The sequence below is a fragment of the Tepidiforma sp. genome, assembly GCF_034432735.1.
GTDB lineage: Bacteria > Chloroflexota > Dehalococcoidia > Tepidiformales > Tepidiformaceae > Tepidiforma.
Window position 1 is genome coordinate 1 of the sequence record NZ_DAOUBJ010000009.1, and the last position, 13,946, is coordinate 13,946.

Below are 13,946 nucleotides of genomic sequence, written 5' to 3' on the forward strand. Positions count from 1 at the left end.
TCCCCCACCCCTACCCCGACCCCCACCGCGACGAGCACCCCAACCCCGACGAGCACCCCCACCGTCACCTCCAGCCCCTCGCCTTCCCCCACCCCTTCGCCGTCGCCTAGCCCTTCGCCATCGCCCAGCCCCTCGCCAACCCCCACGCCTACCCAGCCAGGCTCGCCGCCAACCCCCACCCTCCCACCCACCGCCACCCCGACGCCCACCCCCCCATCCTTCCCCACCGCCACCCCCACCCCGACCCGCACCTCGACACCCACTCCCACGGCAACGCCCACCCGGACAGCCACGCCACCCCCATCCGCCACCCCCGTTCCCCCGCCGTCCCTCCCCATCCTCCCCGGCGCCAACCTCCTCGCCTGGCCCGGGAACGACCTCCCGCCAACCCTCGCCCTCGCCGGAGCGCCCACCATCCGCGCCGTCTACGAATACGATCCGTGGACAGGCCAGTGGAAACGCTACATCGCCGGTGCCCCCGGCTACCTCAACACCCTCACCCTCCTGAAGCGCGGTGGCGTCTATTGGTTCCTCGCGAGCGGCCCGGCCACCATCGCCCTCGAACCGTGAGCCCACCCAACGGAAGCCCCCGGTGAGCCGGTTCGCCCCCCTCCTCGCCCTCCTCGCCCTCACCGGGGCCCTCCCGTGGAGCGCGCCGCACCCCTCCCAGGCCGCGCTCCCACCGCTCGCCCTCGAACTCGAAATCCAACGCCCCGCCGGCCCTCCCGCCCTCCTCCAGTTCCTCGTCGCCGCACGCTCCCCCGAAGAAGCCGAAAGCGCCGTCCGCGCAGCCCTCCGCGCCCTCCCCGTCGAGCCTCGCACACCCACCGCCACCGCCGCCTGGCGCCCCTGGAGCTGGGCCTGGAACGACCACGAGCTCCCCGTCCCCGTCGCCTACAACCCAACCGGAGCGCCACCCGTCGCCGGCCCCCAGGCCCTGATCGCCGGCCTCCAGGCCTGGTCCTCCGTCGAAGGCTCACGCTTCGCCTTCACCTACGCAGGCATCACCGAACGCAGCGCCTCCATCCTCCAAGCCGGCCCCGACGGCGAAAACGTCGTCTCCTGGGCCTACCTCCCTTGCGAGAGAGGCTGCGTCCTCGGCCTCACCAGCAAGGAAACCGTCCACGAAGTCGACATGCTCCTCAACAGCAACCCCAACGCCCTCGCCGAGCTCGGCCTCGAAACCGTCCTCGACTGGCGCACCATCATCCTCCACGAACTCGGCCACATGGCCGGCCTAGAACACTCCTGCCCCGCACCGTGGGGCCCCTGCACCCCCGAAGAGATCGCCGCCGTCATGTACTTCCAGTACACCGGCATCGCCCGCACACTCGCCGCCGATGATCGTGCCGGCATCCGCGCCCTCTACCCTGCCCAGCCCCCCAGCCCGACCGCCGGGCCCCGCCGCCTCACCCTCCAGCCTGGCTGGTCCCTCCTCGTGCTCCCAGCCCTCCCCAGCGAAGAAATCGCCGCCGCCCTCCCCTGCCTCCAAGCCGCCTACACCTTCGATGGCCACCGCTGGGCACGCTGGGCCCGCGCCCTGCCCCCAGCCCTCGTCACCCTCCACACCTTCCCCCCCACATCGCCCGCCTGGACCTTCGCTACCACCAGCTGCACCGCCGAAATCCCCGCCCCCTAGCGGTACCGCGATTCGTCGACCACGAGGTACATGAAATCCCGCTCCTGCGTCCGCAAAAATCGCCCCGGCGAATCCGGCATCGCCGCCATGAACCGCTCCCCCTTCACCGAACCGTCCGGCTGCGGAAAAAACAACGCCGTCAGAACGTACGGACTGTTGATGTCGAGCTGCATCGCGTACTCCGCACCCGCCGCCCACAGCGCCCTCGCCAACGTCTCCGCGCTCAACGAATTCCCCGCCGCCACCAGCAAATTCCCGTCCTTCGTCACCCCGATCGCCGAGCGCCACGTAATGAACTCCGACGAATTCACCTGCACATAGCCCCACGTATCGTTCCCTTCCGCCGTCCGCTTGCTCACCTCCCCGCGATCCACAAGCAACACCGCGTTCTGGCGGCAGGCCGTCATCGTCTGCGGGTCCCACACCAGGTCCCGCCCGTACTCACCCATCACGAACGACCCATCCCTCCGCGTACAAACCGTCGCCAGCCCGTTCCGCAGCCGCTGATACTCCGTCCCCTCCACCACCATCCCGAAGTTCCCGTGATCGCCCTTGAACCCCCCGTTCCATGCCGCCACCAGATGCGGCACATCGCTCGCCGGGATCGTCCCCGGCCCCTTCACCCCCCGGCTCCCGCCCGGGTCCACCGTCCCCGCCACCATCCGCAGCCGCACCCGCCGCGCATCCACCAACAACACCCCCACCAGCGCGTACGGCCGCGACGGATCCGGCCGGAAGAACGTCTTCGCCATCAGCGGATCGGCCGGCGAGGTCCGTGGCAGCCCCACCGTCGACCAGCTCCCCTCGCCCGGCTCCGGATTGGACCGTAGCTGCCGCGTCGCAGGGAACGTCATCGGCGCCGGGAGAAAGGCATCCGGGTTGGGCATCGCATCGACCCCCCGCTTCCCTGCCCACACCACCACCGTCCGCGCCGCCGGCCGGGCCACGAACGAGACGCGCACCTCCTCCGTCTCGAACGGGTTCTCCTCGCCCCCGAACAGGCGAAACTTCACCTTCTGCACCGCGTCCTCGAACGCGAAAAACCAGCCCTCCACCCGCGCCGTTCGCTCATCCCCGATCGTCGCCCGCAACGCGTCAGCCACCTCCGGCGCGATCCGGTCCTTCTCGACATACGCCACACCAGCCACCAGAACGCCCAGAAGCAGCACGAGCCCCACCACCCGCCGCCAGCCCAACCGCCGGGGCCGCGCCGGCGCCGCCCGGCTCCCCTCGATACCTTCCTCCTCCCCGTCGGCCGCCTGCCCGCCCGGGCTCCCCCGACGCCGCCAGGGAAGGCTCGCCAACACCCCCGAAAGCCTGCTCCCTGCTTCCATCGCCAAACTCCACAACGGATGAGGCACCCGAAAGGTTCCCTGCCCGGTCTACACTATGACCATGCGTATTCTCGCCGTCGATATCGGAACCGGCACGCAAGACATCCTCCTCTTCGACAGCAGCGGCCCGGTAGAAAACTCCCCCAAACTCGTCCTTCCCTCCCCCACCGCCATCGCCGCCGCCCGCATCCGCCGCGCCACCGCCTCCCGCCGCCCCGTCATCCTCACCGGCACCATCGCCGGAGGGGGCCCCTGCGCCTGGGCCATCGAAGACCACCTTCGCGCAGGCTTGCCCGCCTTCGCCACACCCGACGCCGCCCGCACCTTCGACGACGACCTCGAAAGAGTCCGCGAACTCGGCATCACCATCGTCAGCGACGACGAAGCCGTCCGCCTCGATGCCGAAACCGTCACCCTCCGCGACCTCGACCTCGATGCCATCCGCGCCGCCCTCGCCGCCTTCGAAGTGCCCACCGCCTTCGATGGCATCGCCGTCGGCTGCCTCGACCACGGCGAAGCACCACCCGGCACCTCCGACCGCATCTTCCGCTTCCAACACCTCGCCCGCGTTGTCCAAACCCGCAACGACCTCCTCGCCTTCGCCACCGCCCCAGCCGACCTCCCGCCCTACCTCACCCGCGCCCGCGCCACCGTCGCCGCCGCCACGCCCGAAGCCCCCACCGCCTTCATGGACACCGGCCCGGCCGCCGCCCTCGGCGCCCTTCACGACGAACGCCTCGGTCGCGCACCCGAATCACTCGTCCTCAACCTCGGCAACATGCACCTGCTCGGCTTCCACCTCCGCGGCCGCACCATCGCCTCGCTCTTCGAACACCACACCGGCGAAGTCGGCGATGCCCAGATCGAAACCTTCGCCCAGCGCCTCGCCGACGGCACCCTCACCAACGACGAAGTGTTCTCCAGCAAAGGCCACGGCGCCCTCCACCTCGACCGCAGCATCGTCTCCCCCGCACTCCCGCCCGTCGTTGCCGTCACCGGTCCCCAGCGAGGCCGCCTCGCCCGCTCCACCCTCCAGCCCGTCTTCGTTGCCCCCTTCGGCGACATGATGATCGCCGGCTGCTTCGGGCTCCTCCGGGCCTTCGCCGAAGTCTACCCGTGGGCCCGCCACGACATCGAAGCCCGACTCGGAACCCTCGCCGCCTGACCCACCTCAGGCGCTCCGCTTTTGAACCTCCCACCGCACCACGTTCTTCCCGCTCCGCTTCGCGAGCAACAACATATGGTCCGCGCGCCGGAGCACATCATCCAGCTGCTCGCCCGGCAAGCGCACCGCACACCCCACCGAAATCGATGACGGCGTATCCCGCTCCACCGCGCGTCGCAACCGCTCCGCCGCCCGGAGCGCCTCCTCCAAATTCGCGCCCGGCATCGCCACCACGAACTCCTCCCCACCGTAGCGCGCCAACAGGTCCCCTTCGCGCACGTTCGCCCGCAAGACCCGCGCCACGCGCTCCAGCACCGCGTCGCCGTGCAGGTGCCCGTGCTCGTCGTTCAGTCGTTTGAAGTCGTCGATGTCCATCATCAGAATCGCGTACCCGAACTGCTCCCCCTCGCGCCCCTCCAACTGGGCCAAAAAGTGCCTCCGGTTCGGGAGCCCCGTCAGCGCGTCCGTTTCCGCCAGCGCCCGCGCCTGACGCTGCGCCTCCCGCCAATCCGCCCCCACCTTGTGCGCCAGCGAAGCCATCGTCGCCCCGATCACCACCATCGTCACCACATCGATGTTCACCGGCGACTCGCCCCGTCGCCACAGCACCACGCCCTCCGCAACCACGATGTTCGCCAGGATGAACACCGCCGTCCGCGCATACTCGCCGCCCTGCATCCGGCGCGCATAAGCGACCAGCGCATACAGATAGACCGCCCAAAACGGCGAGGCCGGCTCGTTCAGCACCACCCACGCCGCTGTCACACACGAAATATCGAGAAACGGTATCGACGCCTCGACCCACCGCACCGGCCGCAGCGCAGCTCGCCAACGCACCACATACCCCACCCGCGCCAAGTGATACACCGCCACCCACGCCACCGCCGCGCGGCTCGCCCCCGAATGATCCCCAAACCAGCCCAGAAGTTCTCCGGCAACGAAAAAACCCGCAAGAGCGCCCTGGAGCGCCATCACGTGCAAATCCTGCCGCGCCCGCTCCGAAGCGGGTACCTCCGGGAGCGTCGGGTCGGTCGTGCCCATCTGACGCTCTCCCTAACTCACCTTCTACCCCGAAAATCGACCCTGCCCCCGCCACGCGTCAGTTTCGGCTCGGTGACGAGCGCGGAACGAACGCTCAAGCCCTTCCCCCCTCGGCCGATGATCACCCCTCGGCTCGCACCCCACCGCCCGTCGAATCACGCCACGCCCGGTCGAGCACCTCGGCCAGGTGCAGCACCTCCACCCGCAGGCCCGCCTCCCGCACCGCCCCCAGGTACTGCAAATGACACCCCGGGTTCGCAGTCACGATCGCATCCGGGCTCGTCGCCGCAAACGCCACCGCCTTCCGCCGGCGCAGCTCCGCCGACATCCGCGGCTGCACCACCCCGTACAACCCTGCCGCCCCGCAGCACACATCCGCCCCCTCCGTCTCCATCAGGTCGCACCCAGCCAGCTCCAGCAGCGCGCGCGGTTCCCGGCGGATCCCCTGGACATGCGCCAAGTGGCACGCATCCTGATACACCACCCGCCCCCGGAAGGCGCCCCTCGGCAACCGTGGCTGTCCCGCCAGCCACTCCGAGAGGTCGCGCACCCGCGCCGAGAACGCCTCCGCCCGCTCCGCCCACCCCGGCACGCCCGCCAGCAGCTGCCCATACTCCTTCATCGCCGCACCGCAACCCGCCGAATTCACCACGATCGGCCCCTCCGAACCCTCGAAAACAGCGATGTTCTCCTTCGCCAGCCGCCGCGCCCATTCCAGGTCGCCCTCGTGTGCGTGAAGCGCGCCACAACACCGCTGCCCCCGCGCGAACTCGACCCTCGCACCGGCCCCTTCCAGCACCCGCACCGTCGCCCGATGCACCTCACCGAACAGCTCGCGCATCACGCACCCAACGAAAAGCTGCACCGGCGGCCCGCTCGGCTCCGTCTCCCTGCCCTCGAACCGGAACGGCCGCCCCTGGTTCGCCGGGAGCTGCCGCGCCATGGTCCGCAGCCGCCACGGCAACACGCGCTCCACCAACCCCCGCAGCCGCCACTGCGCGAACCAGCGCACCGGGGCCGCCGCCACCGCCAGGAGCCTCGGTCGGCCCACTACCTGCCGCAGCACCAGCCGCCGCACCCGCAGCCCCAACCTCCCCACCGCCGGCCGCACCTGGATCTGCGCCCGCGCGTGCTCCTGAATCCTCCCATACGGTACCCCGCTCGGGCACACCGCCTCGCACGCGCGGCACTGCAAGCAGCTCTGCCAATGCGCCTGCACCGTCGGCGTGAGCTCCGCACGCCCCTCCTCGATCAGACGCGCCAACTGGATGCGTCCCCGGGGCGATTCCGCCTCGAGCCCCGTCACCAAGTAGGTCGGGCACGCCGTCAGGCAGAGCCCGCAATGCACGCAGCGCGCAAGGTCCGCCGGCGCCGGCGCCTCCGCCGGATTCGGCCACGCGCCTCCCTTGCCTCGCTCAAATCCCACCGACGAACCTCCCCCGGTTCCACCGCCCCGCCGGATCGAACGCCGTCTTCGCCGCCCGCATCACGTCCAACCCCTCCGGCGCATCGCCCCACGGGTCCAGGTCCCTCCGAAAGTGCTCGGGCATCCGCTCCACCACGACACTCCCGCCGACGGCCCGTACGAGCGCCCGCGCCGCCTCCACCGCCCCCTTCCACTCCCGCGCCGAAGCGGCCTCGCGCCGTGCCGCCACCGCCCGCACCATCCCCGCCAGCGGCCGCACCACCAGCAACCCCGGCCGGGCGACCCGCAGCGCCGCCGCCGCCGGCGCCAGCAGCGACCACGGCGCCGAAACCCGCACCGAAAACACCTCCCCCTCGCGAAACCCTCCGTCCCGCAGCAGCGCGAGTCGCCCCGGGGGCCAGACCCGCTGCGGTCGCCCCCCCAGCACGGCTCGCACCGTCGCCAGAGCGGCGGGCGCCATGCGCATCACCAACGTCACCTCTCCCCCTTCGTCCACCACATCGCAAACCTCCGGCCAGCATCCCGCCGCCGTCACCCGCGCCGCCAGCTCCAACCCCGTCTCCAAATCGCCCACCTCCCATTCCGCCTCGACCGTCTCCCGGATAGGCCAAGTCCGGAGCGCCACCGAAACGATCACCCCCAACGTCCCGTACGACCCACACCACAGCCGCGAAAGATCGTACCCGGCTACGTTCTTCACCACCCGTCCGCCAGCGCGAACCAGCTCGCCATCGCCCCGCAGCACCGTCACCCCTAGCACCTGGTCGCGGGGTGCCCCATACCGCGACCGTTGCGGACCCGCCATCGCCGCTGCCAACGTCCCGCCCACCGTCGCACGCCCAGGCAGCGGCGGGTCGAGTTTCAGCTCCTGCCCTCGCTCCCGCAGCACCGCGTTCACCGCCTCGATCGCCAGGCCCGCAGGAACCACCGCCGTCAGGTCGTCCGGCTGATGTTCCACCTCCCCGCCGAGCGCATCGCGCAGCTCCACCACCCGAAACGGCCCGGCCGGCGGATATCCCACATCCAGCAACGTCCCCCCACCCACCGGCACCAGCGTCTCCCGCGCAGCGCGCGCCAACGCCTGCAGCTCGGCCAGACTCGCCGGCCGCTCCACCCCCACCGCAGCCGCCCCCGCGATGCGCGGCAGCTCAGACATAGGCATCCGGCCCCGCTGCCCGCACCGCCGACGCATGCGAGCCCATCTCCCCGCACCCCGTGCCGCCCGGAAACACCTTGCACGGATTGAAGCGCGCCGCATCCGCCCCGAACACCCCCCGCAGCCGCCCCATGTTCTCCAAGTCCGCCGCCCCGAACAGCCACGGCATGAACTCCCGCTTCTCGGCGCCAATCCCGTGCTCACCGCTCAGCGTTCCCCCCTCCTCCACGCACACCCGCATAATCTCCGCCGCCGTCGCCAGCACCCGCTCCGCCGCCCCAGGCTCGCGCTCGTCGAACAGAATCAGCGGGTGCAGGTTCCCGTCGCCGGCGTGGAACACATTCGCAATCCGCAGGCCCGAGCGCGCCGAAATCGCCCCAACCCGCTCCATCACCGACGCCAACCGCGAACGCGGCACCACCCCATCCACGATGTAATAGTTCGGTGCGAGCCGCCCCAGCGCCGGGATCGCACCCTTTCGCCCTTTCCAGAGCAACGCCCGTTCCTCGTCGCTCGCGGCTACCCGCACCACCGTCGCACCCCGTTCCAGGCACTCGGCCCGCACCTTCCCCGCTTCCCCCTCCACCTCCTCCGCGAGCCCATCCACCTCCACCAGCAGCACAGCCCCCGCGTCCATTGGGTAGCCAACCGCGAAGCGCGCCTCCACCGCCTCGATGCACAGCCGGTCCATCATCTCCATCGCAGCCGGGACGATCCCTCGGGCGATGATGCTCGAAACCGCATCGCAGGCCTGCTCCACCGTCGGAAACGCCGCCAGCAGCGTCACCACCGCCGGTGGCACCGGCAACAACCGCACCACCACCTTCGTCGCGATCCCGAGCGTCCCTTCGCTCCCGATGAACGCCCCCCGCAAGTCGTACCCGAACGGGTCCGGGGAGCGACCGCCCAGCCATCGTACCTCCCCCGCTGCCGTCACCACCTCGAGCCCCAAGACGAAGTTCTGCGTCACCCCAAGCGCCAGGCAGTGCGGCCCGCCCGCGTTCTCCGCCACATTCCCCCCGATCGTACAGGCCGCCTGCGAACTCGGATCCGGCGGGTAGAAGAGCCCGTACCGCGCCGCCTGCCGCGAAAGCTCCAGGTTCGCCACCCCCGGCTCCACCACCGCCACCCGGTCCACCGGGTCGATCTCCAGAATCCGCCGCATCCGCGCCGTCGAAACCACCACCCCCCGCTTCGCCGCCACCGCCCCCCCGCTCAGCCCCGTCCCCGCACCGCGCGGCGTGATCGGAACACCCAGCCCAGCACAAGCCCGCACCACCGCCTGCACCTCGCCAGCCGTCGCGGGAAGCACCACCGCGTGCGGGACCGAACGCTCCACCGTGCCATCGAATTCGTACGTCGCCAGCTCCTCCGGCCGCCAGACGACCGCCGCTTCCCCTACCGCCGCCCGGAGCGCGGCGAGCAGCTCACGCCTCGTCGCCATCCTCGTCCCCCGCCGAATCGCGGCATTCCCGGCACAACCCGAACACCGCAAAATGGTGCATGTCGGGCTCGAATCCGAGCTCCGTGCGCAGCCGCTCCTCCAACGGCCTGAAGTACTCCGGCCCGATCTCCACCACATGCCCGCAGACCGAGCAGATCAGGTGATGATGCGGCTCCTCCGCCGCCCACTCGAAAAGCACATCGCCCGACCCCATGTCCGTCGAAGTCACCAGCCGAGTCCGCTTCAGCACATCCAACGTCCGGTAGACCGTGCTCAGGTCCACATAGGGGTGCACCTTGTGCACCTCCTCGGCAATCTCCCCAGCGCTCATGTGCCGGCCCCCATGCCGCAACGCCCGCACGATCAAAAGCCGCTGCGGCGTCAGCCGAAATCCCGCCCGCCGGAGCCTCTCCGCAATGTCGTTCTCACAGCTCACGCCCGCAGTCTACGTCCGCACCCTCGTCGGCGCATACCTGCCCCCGGGCCTGCCGACTGCCGATACTCTACCCATGGCACGCCTCGACGACCTCGACGCCAGATGGCTCGCCGAAGCTCGCGCCCGCGCCCGCAGCGGACAGTGGGAGCGCGATAGCGAGGCCATCGCCGCAGCCCTCGCCGCTCGCCACACCGACGCCAACCGCGCTACCGGCGGGCCGCGCTGCCCCACCTGCAACGAACGCCCTGCCCTCGTCCCGTACCGCCGCCCCGAAAGCACCCTTCCCAGCCCCGCCTGGGCCTGCCATCGGTGCGGCGGCGCTTGGCTCCCCGATGCCCTCGTAGCGGCGGGACTCGACCCCCGCGACCTCCCGCCTGCGGCCGCCGCCTCCCCTCTCCCGCCCACCGAAGCCACCGAGCCAGCCGGCCCCCGCCACCCCTGCCCCGCCTGCTCGTTGCCCATGGAGCGCCTCCCGGCCGGGCCCGTCTGGCTCGACCGCTGTCACCCTTGCCGTGCCACTTGGTTCGAACCAGGCGAACTGCATGCCGTCTACCGAGCCCACCCCACTCCCCCGCCCGAAGGGCACGACGAATCACCGAACCTTTCCGACCAGCTCGGGCCAGCCCTCTTCGACCTCGCACTCACCGCGATCGCCGCCTGGTTTCGCCTCCCGCGCCTCTGAGTCTGCCGCCGCCACCCCTAACCGCCCGGCGCCACCCCGCGCACCAGCACCCGCTTGAACGTGTACAGGTACGGCTCCCGCTCCCCCAGCTCCCGTACCAGCCGCTCCCGATACCGCTCCAGATAGGCCGCATACCTCTCCGGCCCGAGCCGCCGCTCGTAATCCGTCAGCAGCGTCCCCCGCACCCATTCCACCACCTCTGCGGTCGAGCGAAGACGGTGCACGTACACCTGCAGCCGAACGTGGATCCGCTCGAAACCGAGCCCATCGAGCAGCTCCGCGTACCGCTCCGGTGGCAACACCGGCCACTCCCGCGTGTACCCACCCAGCGCCGATGCGAACGGCTCCTCCCGTGCCACCGCATGCGCCACCACGTGCGACGGGTGGTCGGCGTTCGCCGGCACCTGAAAGGCGAACTGCCCGCCCGGCGCAGTCAGCCTCGCCAGCCGCGGCACGAGCCGCTCGTGATCCGGCAGCCACTGCAGCGCCGCATTCGAAAACACCACATCGAACCTCACCCCAGGTTCGAACGCCGCAATGTCCTCCAGCGCGAACCGCAGGCCATCGCTCGCCAGTTCCCGCGCCCGCGCCAGCATCGCAGGAGAACTGTCGATCCCCAGCGTCTCCGCAGCGCCGACTCGTTCGTGCAGCACCCGCGTCAGCTCCCCCGTCCCGCAGCCAAGGTCCACCACCCGTCCTCCCCGCACCGGCTCCACCAGCGCCAACAGGTCGAAGAACGGCTGCGACCGCTCGTCGCGAAACCGCTCGTATTGCTTCGGATCCCAGTCAGCACCCATGCTCCATCCCTCCTCCCGATCTCGCGTACCTCGTCCCCGCCACCGGCGGCCGTTCCCGTTCGAGGCGAGCGACCGCCAGGCCTTGGCCTGAGGTCATCGCTCCGCCACCTTGATGACCCCGCGTGCCGCGAGCTCCGCCACCTCCTCCGACGGCACGCCCGCCCACCGCTGCAACACCTCCGCCGTATCGCCGCCGTGCTCCGGCATCGGCCGCCCAACCACCGGCGGCGTCTTCGAAAGGCGGATCGGCGAATTCGGCAACTTCAGACTCCCGGGCAGCCCATACGGCAGCGGAATATCCACCAGCATCCCGCGCGCAGCAACGTGCGGATCGTCGAACAAGTCCGCGATCGAATTCACCTTGCCGACCGAGCATACATTCGCCGCCTCCAGCACCGCGAACCACTCGTCTGTCGTCCGTTCGCGCAACGTTCGCGTCAGCTCCGCTTCGAGCACATCGACATGCTCCAGCCGGCCGCGGTTCGTCCGGAATCGCTCGTCCACGGCGAGGTCGTCCCGCCCGATCACCGCGCAGAACAGCTCCCAGTCCTTCACGTTCGCGATCACGATCCAGCCATCCGCCGTCGCGAACGGCTGGAAAGGCGCCACCAGCGGGTGCCGGCTCCCCTGCCGCGTCGGATGCTCCCCGAACGCCGAGTGGCGCACGATCGCGTTCTCGCAAAGCGCCATCTGCGCCTCCATCAGCGACACATCCAGCAGCTGCCCCTCCCCCGTCACGTCGCGCGCCCGCAACGCCGCCAGGATCCCCAGCGCCAAATAGAGCCCGCCTACCATATCGCCGATGCTCACCCCCACCCGAAGCGGCGGCCCGCCCCGCTCCCCGTTCAGACTCATCGTCCCACCCATCGCCTGGGCCACGGCATCCACCGCCGGCAGGCTGGAGTAGGGCCCCGTCTGCCCGAAACCGCTCAACGCCGCATAGACGAGCCGCGGGTTCACCTCGCGAAGCACCCCGTAGCCCAGCCCCAGCCGGTCCATCGTCCCGGGCCGAAAGTTCTCCACCAGCACATCGGCCGCAGCGGCCAGCTTCCGCACCAACATCCGCCCCTCCTCCGCCTTCAGGTCGATCGCGATGCCCTTCTTGCCACGGTTCGGACTGAAGAAGAACGTCGAAATGCCCTGGTAATACGGCCCGAACCCCCGTTCCTTCTCGTGTGTGCCCGGGTGCTCCACCTTCACCACCTCCGCACCCAGGTCGGCCAGCTGCATCGTCGCGAACGGGCCCGCGAGCGCCCACGTAAAATCCAGCACCCGAATCCCCTCCAGCGGCCCCCGCATCGCTACCTCCCCTCGAACCGTGGCGGCCGCTTCTCCGCGAACGCCCGCCCGCCCTCTGCCGCATCCCGCGTCCTCATGATCTCCCCGTAGAGCCTCGCCTCCAGGCGCAACCCCTCGCGCATCGGGAGCTCCCACCCACCCTCGTACGCCGCCCGTTTCATCGCCCTCAGCGCGAGCGGCGCATTCTCACAAAGCTTCGCCGCCCAGCCCATCGCAAACTCCAGCAGCTCGCCCTGCGGCACCACCCGGTTCACCAGCCCGTAGCGCAGCGCATCCTCCGCACCGATCCGCTCCCCGAACAGCAGCATCTCCATCGCGATGCCGAACGGAATGTAGCGAGCCAGCCGCTGCGTCTGCCCCCCTCCCGCCACAATCCCCCGCTTCGCCGCCATCGTCCCGAAAGTCGCGTTCGGGCTCGCCACCCGCACATCGCACCCCAGCGCCAGCGCGAGCCCCGCCGCGAGACAGTGCCCGTTCACCGCCGCGATCACCGGCTTCCAGATGCCGTCCGGCGTGAGTCGGCCCCCGCCGCGCTGCTGGCTCCAATCGTTCGCCTCGTCCTCCGCGCTCTTCACGAGGTCGCGCCCGGCGCAGAACGCCTTGTCCCCCGCGCCGGTCACCACCGCCACCAACAAATCATCGTCCCGTTCGAACTCGTCCCACGCCTCGCCGAGCTGGCGGAACATCTCCGGGTCGATGCTGTTCATCGCCTCCGGCCGGTCGAGCGTGATCAACAACGTCCGTTGGCGACGTTCCGTGCGGATCGGCATGTCGCCGATCCTACCCTCCCCGGGCCGTCCGTTCCTCCCCCGCCTCGACCACCGTTGCATCCCCATCGCCGAGCGCTCGGAGCACCTCCGCCTTCGCCGCCGTGAAATCCGGCTCGGTCACGATCCCCGGCAGGCGTGGCCGCGGAAACGGCGCCCCGACCTCCGCCACGATCCGCCCCGGCCGCGGCGACATCACCAACACCCGATCGGCCAGCACCAGCGCCTCGTCCACATCGTGCGTCACCAGCAACACCGTCCGCGGCTCGATCGCCAGCACGCCCTGCAGCCAGGCGTGCATCCCCCGACGCGTAATCGCATCGAGCGCGCCGAACGGTTCGTCCAGGAGCAGCACCGGCGCCGGCACCAGGAACGTTCGCAGCAGGGCCAATCGTTGCCGCATTCCACCGCTCATCTGCGCCGGCCACGCCTGCTCGAACCCCTCCAGCCCGAACACCCCGAAGAGCGCTCGGGCCCTTGCCCGTGCCTCCCGACGCGGCACACCACGCACCTCCAGCCCCAACGCCGCGTTTCCCAGTGCCCGACGCCAGGGCAGCAGCAAATCTTTCTGGGGCATGAAGGCCACAAGCCCCGGATTCCCCACCGCCGAAGCACCACCCACCTCCGCCCTGCCCGCCGTGGGCACCAGCAGCCCGGCGAGCACACGCAAAAGCGTGCTCTTGCCGCAGCCGCTGGGGCCCACCAGCGCCACGAATTCGCCTTCCGCCACCTCCAGGTCCACACCGTCGATGGCCCGCAC

14 protein-coding genes are annotated in these 13,946 nt (G+C 70.5%); 3 read left to right on the forward strand and 11 right to left on the reverse strand.

The genetic code is table 11. The features are described 5' to 3' along the window. Nucleotides 1–269: hypothetical protein (locus VAE53_RS00590; RefSeq protein WP_322817410.1), on the reverse strand; the 269-nt coding region annotated here is incomplete at its 3' end. A 323-nt stretch (nt 270–592) separates the two neighbouring features. On the opposite strand from VAE53_RS00590, the gene VAE53_RS00595 reads away from it, so the two are divergent. Beyond that, the gene (locus tag VAE53_RS00595; protein WP_322817411.1) at nt 593–1,639 is read left to right on the forward strand and encodes a matrixin family metalloprotease; all 1,047 of its coding nucleotides are present in this window, start codon (nt 593–595) and stop codon (nt 1,637–1,639) included. Here VAE53_RS00595 and VAE53_RS00600 read toward each other — a convergent pair. Then, on the reverse strand, nt 1,636–2,973 hold the full coding sequence (locus VAE53_RS00600) for a phosphodiester glycosidase family protein (RefSeq protein WP_322817412.1): 1,338 nt from the start codon (nt 2,971–2,973) through the stop codon (nt 1,636–1,638). The genes VAE53_RS00595 and VAE53_RS00600 overlap by 4 nt on opposite strands. A gap of 61 nt (nt 2,974–3,034) precedes the next feature. On the opposite strand from VAE53_RS00600, the gene VAE53_RS00605 reads away from it, so the two are divergent. Beyond that, a complete protein-coding gene (locus VAE53_RS00605) occupies nt 3,035–4,138 on the forward strand; it encodes a DUF1786 family protein (protein ID WP_322817413.1) in 1,104 nt (367 codons plus the stop codon). Nucleotides 4,139–4,144: 6 nt separating this feature from the next. On the opposite strand, the gene VAE53_RS00610 is transcribed toward VAE53_RS00605, so the two are convergent. The 5 genes from VAE53_RS00610 to VAE53_RS00630 all read right to left on the reverse strand — a co-directional run bounded on the left by VAE53_RS00610 (nt 4,145) and on the right by VAE53_RS00630 (nt 9,641). Beyond that, nucleotides 4,145–5,179: a GGDEF domain-containing protein gene (locus tag VAE53_RS00610; protein ID WP_322817414.1), complete on the reverse strand. Its 1,035-nt coding sequence runs from the start codon at nt 5,177–5,179 to the stop codon at nt 4,145–4,147. Between the two features lie 121 nt (nt 5,180–5,300). Further along, the gene (locus VAE53_RS00615) at nt 5,301–6,605 is read right to left on the reverse strand and encodes a heterodisulfide reductase-related iron-sulfur binding cluster (protein WP_322817415.1); all 1,305 of its coding nucleotides are present in this window, start codon (nt 6,603–6,605) and stop codon (nt 5,301–5,303) included. After that, nucleotides 6,595–7,761, reverse strand: coding sequence for an FAD-binding protein (locus VAE53_RS00620; protein ID WP_322817416.1), 1,167 nt, complete (start codon nt 7,759–7,761; stop codon nt 6,595–6,597). Before VAE53_RS00620 ends, VAE53_RS00615 begins: the two co-directional genes overlap by 11 nt. After that, nucleotides 7,754–9,205: an FAD-linked oxidase C-terminal domain-containing protein gene (locus VAE53_RS00625; protein ID WP_322817417.1), complete on the reverse strand. Its 1,452-nt coding sequence runs from the start codon at nt 9,203–9,205 to the stop codon at nt 7,754–7,756. Before VAE53_RS00625 ends, VAE53_RS00620 begins: the two co-directional genes overlap by 8 nt. Beyond that, complete coding sequence (locus VAE53_RS00630; RefSeq protein WP_322817418.1) at nt 9,189–9,641, reverse strand: Fur family transcriptional regulator; 453 nt, start codon at nt 9,639–9,641, stop codon at nt 9,189–9,191. Before VAE53_RS00630 ends, VAE53_RS00625 begins: the two co-directional genes overlap by 17 nt. 73 nt (nt 9,642–9,714) lie before the next feature. Between VAE53_RS00630 and VAE53_RS00635 the strand changes: the two genes are divergently transcribed. Next, nucleotides 9,715–10,323, forward strand: coding sequence for a zf-TFIIB domain-containing protein (locus VAE53_RS00635; protein WP_322817419.1), 609 nt, complete (start codon nt 9,715–9,717; stop codon nt 10,321–10,323). 17 nt (nt 10,324–10,340) lie between these two features. On the opposite strand, the gene VAE53_RS00640 is transcribed toward VAE53_RS00635, so the two are convergent. From VAE53_RS00640 to VAE53_RS00655, 4 genes are all read right to left on the reverse strand, one after another. Continuing rightward, nucleotides 10,341–11,120 carry a methyltransferase domain-containing protein gene (locus VAE53_RS00640; protein WP_322817420.1) on the reverse strand — a complete coding sequence of 260 codons (780 nt, stop codon included), beginning with the start codon at nt 11,118–11,120 and terminating at the stop codon, nt 10,341–10,343. 93 nt (nt 11,121–11,213) lie between these two features. After that, nucleotides 11,214–12,419, reverse strand: a complete 1,206-nt coding sequence (locus tag VAE53_RS00645) for a CaiB/BaiF CoA-transferase family protein (RefSeq protein ID WP_322817421.1) — start codon at nt 12,417–12,419, stop codon at nt 11,214–11,216. Nucleotides 12,420–12,421: 2 nt separating this feature from the next. Then, nucleotides 12,422–13,189 (reverse strand): enoyl-CoA hydratase-related protein, encoded by a 768-nt coding sequence (locus VAE53_RS00650; protein WP_322817422.1) that lies wholly within the window; start codon nt 13,187–13,189, stop codon nt 12,422–12,424. Between the two features lie 10 nt (nt 13,190–13,199). Then, the coding region (locus VAE53_RS00655; RefSeq protein WP_322817423.1) for an ABC transporter ATP-binding protein at nt 13,200–13,946 on the reverse strand (747 nt) is incomplete at its 5' end.